General features: G+C 60.6%; 6 protein-coding genes. All 6 read right to left on the bottom strand.

All coding sequences use genetic code 11. The features are described from left to right. Window positions 1-254 precede the first annotated feature (254 nt). The 6 genes from Q9295_RS16240 to Q9295_RS16215 all read right to left on the bottom strand — a co-directional run bounded on the left by Q9295_RS16240 (window position 255) and on the right by Q9295_RS16215 (window position 9543). A complete protein-coding gene (locus tag Q9295_RS16240) occupies window positions 255-1868 on the bottom strand; it encodes a recombinase family protein (RefSeq protein WP_306681639.1) in 1614 nt (537 codons plus the stop codon). A 41-nt stretch (window positions 1869-1909) separates the two neighbouring features. After that, window positions 1910-2443 carry a hypothetical protein gene (locus Q9295_RS16235; protein ID WP_306681638.1) on the bottom strand — a complete coding sequence of 178 codons (534 nt, stop codon included), beginning with the start codon at window positions 2441-2443 and terminating at the stop codon, window positions 1910-1912. Between the two features lie 534 nt (window positions 2444-2977). Beyond that, window positions 2978-3724 carry a hypothetical protein gene (locus Q9295_RS16230; protein WP_306681637.1) on the bottom strand — a complete coding sequence of 249 codons (747 nt, stop codon included), beginning with the start codon at window positions 3722-3724 and terminating at the stop codon, window positions 2978-2980. Window positions 3725-3759: 35 nt separating this feature from the next. Then, entirely contained in the window at window positions 3760-5802 is a 2043-nt protein-coding gene (locus Q9295_RS16225) for an AIPR family protein (RefSeq protein ID WP_306681636.1), read from the bottom strand. Continuing rightward, a complete protein-coding gene (locus tag Q9295_RS16220; RefSeq protein ID WP_306681635.1) occupies window positions 5795-6808 on the bottom strand; it encodes a PD-(D/E)XK motif protein in 1014 nt (337 codons plus the stop codon). Before Q9295_RS16220 ends, Q9295_RS16225 begins: the two co-directional genes overlap by 8 nt. After that, complete coding sequence (locus Q9295_RS16215; protein WP_306681634.1) at window positions 6805-9543, bottom strand: Z1 domain-containing protein; 2739 nt, start codon at window positions 9541-9543, stop codon at window positions 6805-6807. Before Q9295_RS16215 ends, Q9295_RS16220 begins: the two co-directional genes overlap by 4 nt. Between the last annotated feature and the right edge of the window lies 1 nt (window position 9544).

Here is a 9544-nt window from a genome sequence, read left to right as displayed (position 1 = left end):
GCCCGGTAGCTTGTCAGGCTCATAACCTGAAGGTCGCAGGTTCAAATCCTGCCCCCGCAACCAAAAAAACACACAAAACAAACAATATCAAGCACTTAGCGTAGTTGGTTGCAGTTGGCGCTCTATCGCGGAATAGCCTATCAATCTGACTTATCCATTTGATTATCTTACATGATTTGCCGTATGCGAACCGTCGCAGGTTCAAATCGGGTGTCGCTGAGGGGATTTGAACCTGCGACAGCTAAGATGCTGATTTATATCGAAAACCGGAACTCAATAACATCCTTTGCAGAGAGATGTTTACTCAAAGGTTCAGCGGCTGTCGCAGTCGCGTTGGGATCGGTCAGAGCTGCCAAATCTAGCAGCACCTCCAATTTGAACTTGCGGCTTACCGTCCCGACGTAGTGGACCACGATCGCTCTGATGACTTTGCGGAGTAGGCTAAGACGTCTATCGGCTGAGGTAAGCTCGCTGACGCCTGCGGCGAGGAAGGTGATCAGATCCGCCGTTACATCATGCTGAATTACCGGTACCTCTGGCTCTGTCGCCAGTTTAACGAGTTCTCCTAGCAGCTGGTCGCGCTCTGTCCTGATCCGCTCAATGTAGGGGAGGAGGATATCGTCTGGGATGATACCAAGCGCAGCCTTATCCATGATGTTCATGTGCTTCTGATCAACGCTTTGGAGTGCGACCTTGATCTCTTCACGCCTCGCGAGATCAACCGCAACATCTTCCAAACGTTGATCGTACCAGCTCTGTGCAGTCAGTTGCATCTCCTCGGACTGTCCCAGTTGCGCGACCAGTCGCGGGAAGAGCAAGGCATGAACTTCATCCAGAAAGAATGTCTTCTGGGATTTGCAGGCGGCGCGACTGTCGATTGCTGAACACCGCAGACGGGCCTTTCCAGAGCGGTCTTTGCCCGACAGATGCATCGGTGCGCCGCAGGCGCCGCAATAGATGAGGCCTGATAAGGGGTGCTGAGGGCGACGCATCATCCGGGCTTCCTTGAACGGACGGCCAGGCCTGCGGTGCGAGGCGGCATGCGCCCAAAGCTCATCCGAGATTATTCTAAGTTCAGGAACCTGCGCTCGCTTCCAGTCTTCTGGCGGATTAGGGCGAGACACGCGCCGTCCCGTCGCGGGGTGCTTTAAGAAGTGCTGACGGTTCCAGATCCGCTCCCCAATATAGAGCGGGTTATGGAGAATGCCGTTATGACGTGAGGCTGAGCCTAGAAGCGTCGAGGCCGTCCAGTGTTTGCTCTTCGGAGCTGGGACGCCGGCCTCATTCAACTCCCGCGCAATCGCGCGGGGAGATTTGCCAGCTTTGAATGCCTCGAAGATCCGCCGTACAACGGCGGCTTGTTCCTCATCAATCACGAGAACGCCGGTCCTCAGCGGATCAGCGCGATAGCCGTAGGATCTACCTCCAGCTGACAATCCGTCTTGGATCCGCCCGGTCAGGCCGCGGCGGACTTTGTGCGCATTATCCTCGCGGTAGAGCTGGCTCATCAGGCCGCGCAGAGTGACGTTGATCGTGTCGCCTGAGCCATCGTTTACGCTTAGGACATTAACCTTGTTGAACGTAAGATGGCGGAAGATCGAATGCATGTCCGCTTGGTCCCGAGACAGGCGGTCGAAGGCTTCCACGATCAGGACGTCGTAGGCTCCGGCCTCTGCGTCTTTGAGCATTTGACGCAGGCCATCGCGATCAAAGATCGAAGCGCCGGATTTTGCCGCGTCCGAATAGATTTGCACAACGCTGTAGCCGCGTTGGTCAGCGAAGAAGCGACACAAAGTGAACTGATCATCGATCGACCGATCAGATTGAAGGTTGGTTGAAAAACGCGCGTAGATAGCCGCTCGAAGCATGCGAGTGGTCCTTTCGATTTGAGCGTAATGGGGGAGGGGCCTTAGCCGGCCGAGCTGCCGCTCACCGCCTTCACGAGAGCCATCAGCGCCGCTTCCTTATCGAGCAGGGCTTTACCTTTTGCCGTGGCGCCGAACTTGGTCAGCATGACAGCCAGTTGCTGGTAATCATCTCTCGCGAAATAGAGCGTCATCACCCGAAGCTTGTCTGGCGCCAGTTTGTTTTGGACGTAGAGCTTCAAGCGATGTGCGGAGGTGGCTTTGGCGAGTGCAAGTTGGAGAGCCCAACCCTTCTTTTGCAAAAGGGGAGCGATGATCTGCATCTTGGTCCAGCCGACCTTATCAATGGCGGCGGCATTGATCCCGCAGTGCCGCGCGGCGCGGCCGATCTGCGCAAGTGCATAGGCTTTACGCCGCCGCACTCCGGCTTCTGCGCAACACACAAGCGTAAGGCCAGCGTCCAGCTCCATGAGATCGGCAATCCGAAGACTGAGCTGGCCTACCGTGGTCTTCTGCAGGCTTTGCAGTTCGCTTACCGTGGTTGATATAATAGGAAATGAGCTAGGAATATCGGGCATGGATACCTGCCAAATCTAAGGGCTATATCCATAATCCTGATAAAATAACGCAACAAAAACAATTATTTAGTTGATCTGGTGGCGCATTGTTTGCGCGGGAGCTCCGCCGCGGGTCGCAGTCATTGCGCAATCAACTGCGCAAAACCAGGCGCCGCTACAACTTCAGATGCATGAAAGATCACGTAGCCCGAAACGCGAACGACAGCTTGGGGCGGATAGCGGACGGTCGCTGCGACTAGGACGAACGGCAGGTTTAGCGGCGAGTTGCGGCCTGGCAGCTTATGGACGCCAGGTCGAGCGAATCAGACGTTCGCTTGGTACGCCGGTCAATCCGCAACGACCCACAACCCGACGTTCAGACGATCATAGACGCATCCGAGAACCTACCATACGTTCATCTGGTTGAACGGCTGCCTTATGCGATTTCGTAATGCCAATCCGAATTGTCTTCGAAGTGAATCGAGGAATGGGGAACTCTCCTGTACGTTCGGCCGTGCCGAGCGGAGACGACCTGTAGCCGTTCTGCGCGAGCGGTCAGTGCCCGACGGCGCGGCCCACCGCCTCCACCGCATTGATGATCGCTGGCAGCAGCCCGGTGACTTTTGCTACTACCACCGGAGCCACGGCGACCAACACCGCGTCGACGAACTTGGTCGTTCGCTCGCCGATCCATTTCGTCAACTTGAGCGCGAGACCCAGGATGCGCGATATTCCGGCCTTGATCGCTTCCGTGTCCGGCTCAAGCTTCGCAAGCTCGGCCTCCACCGATGTGACGGCTTCCCGGGCGTCCTGTAGATCGGCCCCCTCGATGCCGACATCTTCCTGTTCGGGCGGACCATTGTGCCTGCGCCACGCGAGATCGGCTTCCAGCTCCTCGATTTGTCGACGCAGGATTGCCAAGGCCTTGAGCGCATCGCCGCGGTCGTCGTCCCCGGCATTCGGTGTCGGCGCAAGCAGGCGCGCGAAGTCGGGATCGTTGAGGAGCATGGCGCGAATGCGCGGTCGAACCAGTTTCCCGACGCTTTCGGCGGGCGAGAAGCCCTTCAGCATAGGGCCGTCCATTTCCTGAACCACGGCCGAAATGTTGCGCATGCGGTAGCGGATCGCGGCCTCGTTGCGCAGCGCGAGCGGGCCGCTGAGCAGTGCCTGCGCCACAGACTCCGATCGCCCGTCACCGCCGCTCAGCTGGAGCCGCAGCAGCAGAACATACACCTCGACGGACTGACGAAGCTCGTCGACCGTCCACGGCGTGTTTGCACTGACCTTTTCGCTGTGAGCCATCACTCTACCTCGATCCGTCGGTTTCGCCTGTCTCTCTAGCCCCGAAAGCCCAGTACGCGCGCTTCCTCGATGATCTTCTCGCCTTGCAGGGCCTGCTTTCGGGACGGCTTCCTGCCCGATCCGGCCAGTTTGCCGAGACTGAACGCAAGGGAGCGCTGCCAGGCCTGAAGGGTCTGCGTGTCCTTCGCCCAGGCGGCGATATCGAACCAAGTCTGCGCAGGCACTTCCGTCACCCGGTCGATCAGCTCGCTTTCGCCAGCGTTCGTCTGTTCCTCAAGAACGCTGGCGGAGCCTGATGTTCTGGCCTTCTCGCGGGAAAGCAGCCCCGCCTTGACATCGGCCGGTATCTCGATCGGTGTGTCACGGAAGCGTTCCCAGCAGGCCTCCTTCTTGCACCACTCTGTCACGTTCTGACCGCCCGGCGGGGTGGTCACGTGCGCGTGCGCTTGGACGCTTAACACCTCGATGAAGGAGGCAAGTGGTGCTGGAAGCTCCTGAGCCGCCCAGATGGCATCGAGATCGACCAGCTTGGCGGTACGATGTGACAGCCATGCGATCAGATAGGTGACGATGTTGGCGCGATAGCCTCCAAACTTCTGTCTGGAAACAATGCGCTCGGACTGCTTGAACAGGATCGCACGCGCGACGGCGCGCTGAAAATATCTTTCTTGGGGATCGAACGATCCGCGCTGGTCAAGCGCGTCCATGAAATCCAGATAGCATTTCTGGCCACCTCGGCTGACGATGTGAGGCAGCTGGGACCAGCTGTGCTCATACTTCGCGAGATCGGTCTTGGAGATCAGCTGGTTGCGCGGATGAATGAGCTCCCACTTTCGCCGCTCGGCCTCGGTGCGATTTTCGGCGAGCGCATCATGATACTGACCTCGCGCCCGTTCGTAGAACCAGCGCGACTGCCGCTGAAGTCCGCCTGCCGGCGGCGCCCAGATCGATCGCGAAAGCTCCTGCATGCGCCGATGAAACGGATGGTTCGACGAGAAGTCGGCCATGTTGACCTTGTTCTGGTTGTTCGCCGATTGCGAGATGCGGGGGGCGATCTCCTCGATGTCCCCGTCGCTCAGGATTTCCGTGATCTTGACCGGCACCTGAAGGCGCGCGGCATCCACCTTGTCCTTGCGCCATGCGCGAAAGATCGAACCGGTTGTCTGACCGCCGTTCACGATCTGGAAGTCATCGGCTGCAACGAGGTCGGCGGTGCCGTCGCCATTGTCCTCAATCTTCAGGCCAGACGCCGTGACGGACAGACCGTTGTTAAACGCGAGAAACATCTGCGGTTCGTTGATGATCGTCTTACGGATGCCTTGGTTCACCTTCCCCTTAAGCTGAAGAAAGCTGCGGACGTTGCGCTCCAGCAGCCTCGGGCCGTGCTGCCGGTACATCTCGACCAGCAAGTTGCCCGGCATGATGGTGAGCAGGCAGCGATAACCACTCTTCGCAGGGCTTGCGACAACACATCGCAGGCTGCCGCCGAGGCGCGCGAAGTCGACATGGATCGGCTCACGGCTGGAGCCGGACGAGACTGCGCGGTGCAGGCGACGTAGATCCCACAGGTGGCTGGACACCTCGATCGAACCCCGCATGTAGCTCTCGATCTGGTCGATCGTGGCAAGTCCGTCGGTGAGCACGAACAGGCGCACATGGCTGAGTTCTTCACGCGCCTCCCAGATGGCGCGGCTCATGTCATAGCCAGACAAGGCTTCCTCGCGCTGCTTGTAAAGGCCCGTCAGCGCCTTATCCAGAAAGGCCCCGAGACGCCTGAAGGCCGCATCGACGTCCGCCTTCGGCACCGTCGAGACCGTGCCGTCGAGCCGGGGGATCACGAGGAAGAGGTCAAGACGATCACTGTCCTCGGAGAGGAAGTACCCGGAGCATCGGATGCCGCGTCCGTCGATGGGACAGCCGATGCCGTCGTCGATCTCGCCAGCATCGACGAGATGCTCGAACATCAGCTCCGCAAAACTTTCGGCGCGAAGGGCGCCATCCTCCGCAGCATCGGCCCGGGCGATCACATCTTGGAGGATGTTCACTGCATATTGCTGGAGGTCGTCCTGTTCAGCCATCGGTCTCCCCCACGATTGCCGACACCTCGTCTTCAAGGATCTCGTGCTCGCCCAGATCGTCCGCGATGATGGAGTAGCGTATGTCACCGACCCCGGCAGGCAGGTTAGCCTCGGTCAGTCTCGGAAAGTCGCCTTCGACTCTGAAGTAGCGACGCTCGGAACATTGCCATCTGATCCGGACATAGCGCGGGGCGTGTACGTCGAGATAGCCGCTCATGGCAAGCCTGTCGTCGAGCGCCTGCGTCGCACCCGGAGCGCTGCCGAACCACTGTCGGACCCGCGCGACGACTGCGGGCAGGGAAGCACCGTGCGTTGCGCTCTGGTCGAGGCGCAGGAAGGCGAGAAGCAGCACTGCGTGCGGACGTTCGTCCAGCTGCTTCTCGTTCGCGATCTGGATGCGGGCATGGCGCTTCGCCAGGCTGGTCTTGACCTCGACCGCCAGTCCGCCGCGGATGAAATCTTGATGCCCTGGGTCAGGGCCGGTCCACGCGTCAACCGCCTCGATCTCGCTCATGTGAGGAAGGAAGAGCGTTTCGAGGACAAGAAGCTCGCCGAGCAGCCCGCGCTGCTTCTCCTCGGACAGCCCTTCGGCAGGGATCTTCTCGAACAGTCCCTGCCACATGCAGAGACGATCGATGCATCGCCGTAGCGCCAACGCTGCAGACGGCTGTGCGGCGGTGGCGGCGACAAGGTCTGCGGACATTACCGCAAATATGTCGGACAGGTCCTCCTCTTCCAGCATCACCCGGAGTAGCGTTCGTGGCTCGGTCCCGGGTAGGAGCTCGTGGACCATTCGAACGCCGCGACAGGTGGGAATTCGGTCGCCTGCAGGGCGGTGTGCGCCTTCACCCTCGATCAGCAGGCCGGGACGCCTGCTGGGCCAGAAGATGCAGGCGAATATGTCGGCGGCCGCGACGATGTCGAGCCGGATGCGCTGCAGCCCGGCCGCACTCGGGGGCGCCTCGGCTAGTTCCGTCCAGATCGACAGCAGCTCCTCGGGGCTCATTCGAAGAGCCTTTCGAGCTGCTTCACGCTATTCTCTGCATAGTCGATGAGCGGCGCGTCGTCATCGAAGGGGAAGCTGATCGCAAAGCCCATCAGCGGGAGGTTGCCCGGAAGGCCGCCGTCGATCGGATAGATCAGGAGCAGGCCGCGATCGCGGCTGCGCTGGCGCCGGATGAACGGGCCACTGGCAGTCTTCGGACGATCCTTCTTCGGGTCGGGCTTCTTCTCCCATGCCTCAAGCGTCTGTTCGAGGGCGCGCACCTGTGCCGCGCGGTCGAGATCGGCGACCTCGTCGGCCGGGCTGACCAAGCGGCCGATGCTGATGCGGCCGTCTCCAGATTCGCCGTCGTGCTCGCGTTCCGTGAGGGTGATGTCGTATCCCCCGAGCTGGCATCGGATGCCGGAGCGTCCTTGGCCGGCTAGGACGACGGTCCATTCGTCGAGACGCCCGTTCGCGACGCGATTCGCCACATAGTCGGCAAGCGCCTGCGAGTTTGCTTTCCACGAATCCCTCGACGTCTGGATCTGGCGAAGCAGCGAGACGACGTCTGCGCCCGGAACCGCGTCCCACTGGTGCCGTCCCTTGGCAGAACTGGCGGGCAGACCGGCCAGGAAGGCGTCGAAGGCGCCGAAGTTCCCTTTCGCCTGCGCCGTTTCGAATGACACCGTTTCCGAGATCGTGCCGGAAAAGCCGGCGCGGACCCGTGTGCCGGACCGCATCTTGTTGGCGGCAGTGATCAGCAGGCCATCAGGATGTGTGCGGACCCGATGGCCGAACTCCAGCGGTGTCTGTCCGGTGTTGAAGGCGAGATCGAATTCCTCGCGCAGCTCGGCGGTTGCCGTCGCGATGTGGCGATACCAGCGCACGAGAGTGCGCGACGTGTAGAGCCTGCAAAGATCGGCGTAGCGCGGCCGGTAACCGAACCAGCGCCCCATCTGCATGAGCGTGTCATACATCTTGGTCGTTCGGATGAAGTAGCTGATCGACAGGCCTTCGAGGGTCAGACCGCGTGACAGCTTGTCACCGCCGACAGCGATTACGGAAAGGCCGCCGGGATGATCCGAATAGTCAAGTGCGTCCTTGGCCGATCCGTTCACTTGCTTGACCCTGATCCGCTTGACCGCGTCGAACAGGTTCTCCCGGACGTCAGCCCAGGAAACCTGCGGCAGGTCATGATCGGCCAGCAGGGATCGAAGTTTGTCCGACTTCGCTTCAAATTCGCTCTGCCAGAGCGCGTAAAGTTCATCGAGCGCACTGCCGCCGGTTCCCGGGAACTCAAGCTGGCGCACGACATCGACCAGGAACTCATCGACCAGCCGCGCCACCTTCCCCTGCACCGCGATCAGTCGCGTGACGTGGATGAGCATCGAATTGTCGACATTGATGTCGCCGCGGGCGCGTCGTGCCGCGCAGACCAGCAGGAAGGCTAGCATCGCTTCATGCAGCGAGGCGGGGAGCTTCGTGACCAGAAGGTCCATCTTGTGACCAGGCGGAAAGATCGCTGTTGCGTCCGCGATCCGGCGGATGATCGGCAGTCCCTTTATCTCGCCGTTCGCGCCCGGACGGTTCACGCCGAACACCTTCTCCGGTCCGATATAGTTCGACGGCGCTGGAAGATTGATGATGAAGCTGCTGGGAAAGAGGTCTTTGCCGACATCCTTGTTCGTCGCTTCATGATGCATGAAGACGTTGGCGAACGGCGTGGCCGTGTAGCCGACGTAAGCGATCTTCTCGAAGCCGACGAGCAGCTTGCGGATCAGACGGTTGGTTTCGGTCGGGCTCGCATCCTCGTCGATCGACCCGTCGTCCCTGCGGTATTCGTTCGTGTTTGCCGAGGCATTGTCCGCTTCGTCGTCGATGACGAGAACCGGCACGTCGCGGATTAGCTTGCCGCCAGGCGTGCCGGGGTCCTCCTTGGCGCGTACCGACTGCACCCAGGCGATCAGGTTCTTGAGGATGCTGACGCGTTTCTTAACGACGAGGATGATGGGATCGCGGCCCCCGGGGATCAGCCGCGTGCCATCCGCGGTGCCGATCTTGAAATCGCCGCCTTCGTGGCTGCTTGTCAGCGAATGAGCGACGAGAAACGGCGCGCTCGGCATCTTTCCAGCACCGATGCGCTGATTCTCCTGGTCGTCGGCGAGCAGGCTGAGACGCGTGTCGAAGCCGAGAAAGCCTTCGTCGAGACGAAGCTGGGTCTGGCTGCGCAGGCTGTTGTGGACGCCCGCCAGCACGATGACGAGCGGATAGCCGGCATCTACCGCCTTGCAGATAAGTGCTGTGTAGTTGGACGTCTTGCCCGACTGGACGTCACCGACGACGAGCCCACGGCGATCCCAGGCGCCGGCGGTCTCGGGATTGCGCAGCCTGTCCAGAATGTCGTCGGTCAGACGATCGAGCTGGATCAGCGGGCCGGATGCCCACTTCTTGCCGCGGTCCATCCAGTGCCGGTAGCGTTCCCAGAATTCAAAGGTCCGGTTCTCGCGGGCGGTCTTTACCCAAGCGACGAATTCCTTGTCGTCGATGATGGAATAGCCGCCGACCAGCGTGTTGTTTCGCGCCTCCAGTTCGCGCAGCAGGCGTGTTCGGTCGACGCTGGCATATGGTGGCATGTCCAGGATCGTGTCGACGGCCTGTTCGAGCGCTTCCTGCGTGATCCGCGGCTCCAGCTCTAGCAGCGCGTTGGCGGCGCCGTAGGCGCTGCGCAACTGCTGTTCCGAAGTGACCATCGACATA

Source organism: Pseudogemmobacter lacusdianii, assembly GCF_030848395.1.
GTDB classification, from domain to species: domain Bacteria; phylum Pseudomonadota; class Alphaproteobacteria; order Rhodobacterales; family Rhodobacteraceae; genus Pseudogemmobacter; species Pseudogemmobacter lacusdianii.
This window is presented reverse-complemented; position numbering and strand designations above follow the sequence as displayed.

Bases quoted from the DNA above. Each gene is read 5' to 3' on its own strand.
- Q9295_RS16240 (WP_306681639.1), bottom strand. From the start codon at position 1,868: ATGCTTCGAGCGGCTATCTACGCGCGTTTTTCAACCAACCTTCAATCT.
- Q9295_RS16235 (WP_306681638.1), bottom strand. From the start codon at position 2,443: ATGCCCGATATTCCTAGCTCATTTCCTATTATATCAACCACGGTAAGC.
- Q9295_RS16230 (WP_306681637.1), bottom strand. From the start codon at position 3,724: ATGGCTCACAGCGAAAAGGTCAGTGCAAACACGCCGTGGACGGTCGAC.
- Q9295_RS16225 (WP_306681636.1), bottom strand. From the start codon at position 5,802: ATGGCTGAACAGGACGACCTCCAGCAATATGCAGTGAACATCCTCCAA.
- Q9295_RS16220 (WP_306681635.1), bottom strand. From the start codon at position 6,808: ATGAGCCCCGAGGAGCTGCTGTCGATCTGGACGGAACTAGCCGAGGCG.
- Q9295_RS16215 (WP_306681634.1), bottom strand. From the start codon at position 9,543: ATGTCGATGGTCACTTCGGAACAGCAGTTGCGCAGCGCCTACGGCGCC.